Source organism: Parvibaculum sp., assembly GCF_049672805.1.
Taxonomy (GTDB): Bacteria; Pseudomonadota; Alphaproteobacteria; order Parvibaculales; family Parvibaculaceae; genus Parvibaculum.
On the sequence record NZ_JBATWS010000396.1, the window covers coordinates 1 to 1639 of the forward strand.

2 protein-coding genes are annotated in these 1639 nt (G+C 59.6%); both read left to right on the plus strand.

Annotation, left to right across the window (positions count from 1 at the left end; translation table 11 throughout):
• On the plus strand, positions 1-723 hold a 723-nt coding region (locus WBF74_RS12315), incomplete at its 5' end, for an alpha/beta fold hydrolase (protein ID WP_424440282.1).
• A 95-nt stretch (positions 724-818) separates the two neighbouring features.
• Positions 819-1639: sulfatase-like hydrolase/transferase (locus tag WBF74_RS12320; protein ID WP_424440285.1), on the plus strand; the 821-nt coding region annotated here is incomplete at its 3' end.

Consider the following 1639-nt stretch of genomic DNA (forward strand, 5'->3'; position numbering starts at 1 on the left):
ATCATCACCTTTGATGCGCCGGGCGTTGGCGGGTCGCCCGCCGCCGCCTTGCCCTATCGCCCCTGGCAATTTGCCCGCATGGCGGCAGGTATTCTTGATGAGCTTGGCTATAACGAAGTCGATGTGATGGGCGTTTCCTGGGGCGGCGCCATGGCGCAGCAATTCGCCTTTCAATATGGCTCACGCGTGAATCGGCTCATTCTCGCGGCAACCTCTGCCGGCTTCCTCATGGTGCCGGGCAAGCCAGCCGCCCTTGCAAAACTCGCCCATCCGCGCCGCTACATGAATGCTGATTACATGATGCAGCATTTTGAAACGCTCTATGGCGATGAGGCTGATGGCGCGGGCGATCATGCAAGCCGCCTCCGGGCACCCACGCTGCGCGGCTATCTTTATCAATTGCTGGCAGGCATGGGCTGGACGAGTGTTCCGTTCCTTCCTTTCCTGCGTGTCCATACGCTGGTTCTCGCGGGCGACAATGACCGGATCGTGCCGAAGGTGAATGGTCGTTTCCTCGCCTCGCTCATCCCCGGCGCACGGCTCGAAATTGTGCCCGGTGGCCACCTCTTCCTTGTGTCGCGCGCCAGCGAGGTCATCCCGCTGATCCGTGATTTTCTGGATGGAGCCTCCGAACGCCGCCCTTTCGCCCGCAGTAAGTTTGCCGGGGAGCGGCGCTTTCATGGCGGGCAGGGTGCTGCGCGCAAACCGCGCCCCGCTGCCTGAGTCCTTCCGCCTGTCCCGGTATTGACATTCGGCTTGCCGATTGATTTCGGACGGCCTAAGTTAATGGTCTGCATTAACTCGGGAGGGCGGTTGCCATGAAAATCGGTAAGCGCGGCGCGATCCTCATTGGCGCGCTGGTCATTGTTGTTGCTGTAGGTGCCACCCTCTTTAATCGCTACTGGTACTACCTGCCCGGCATCATAGAAGGGATCAGGAATCCGGTGCAGCCGAACCGTGAAGTGGTCTGGGATGAAGGGCCGGCGAAAGCAGAGGTTCCGCCTACCCAGAGAGCACCGAACATCGTCCTCATTCTGGTGGATGACCTTGGCTTCAACGACCTCACCTTCGGCGGCGGGGGTCTTGCGGGCGGCACGGTGCCCACGCCCAATATTGATGCGCTGGCGCATAATGGTGCGACCTTCATCAATGGCTATTCTGGCAATGCGACCTGTGCGCCGTCGCGTGCTGCAATCATGACGGGCCGCTTTGCCACCCGTTTCGGGTTCGAATTCACGCCTGCGCCGCCCGAGTTCGCAGAAACCATTGCCTCTTTCTCGGGCGATGATGCGGTCTATTTCGCCGACCGCGCAAAGGACGCTCCGCATGTCAATGCGATGAGCGTGCCGCTGGACGAAATCTATATCCCGCAAATGCTGAAGGAGCGTGGCTATCACACGGCGATGCTGGGCAAGTGGCACCTCGGCGGCACGGAAGGCTCACGCCCCGAAGATCGCGGCTTCGACGAGGCGCTCGGTTTCATGCGCGGTGCATCCCTGTTCGGAAAGAAGAACGATCCAAATATCGTCAATTCCTATCAGGACTATGATCCGATTGACCGCTTCCTCTGGGCCAATCTTCCTTTTTCCGTGCAGTTCAACGGTAGCGAGAATTTCGAGCCTTCGGAATATATGACGGA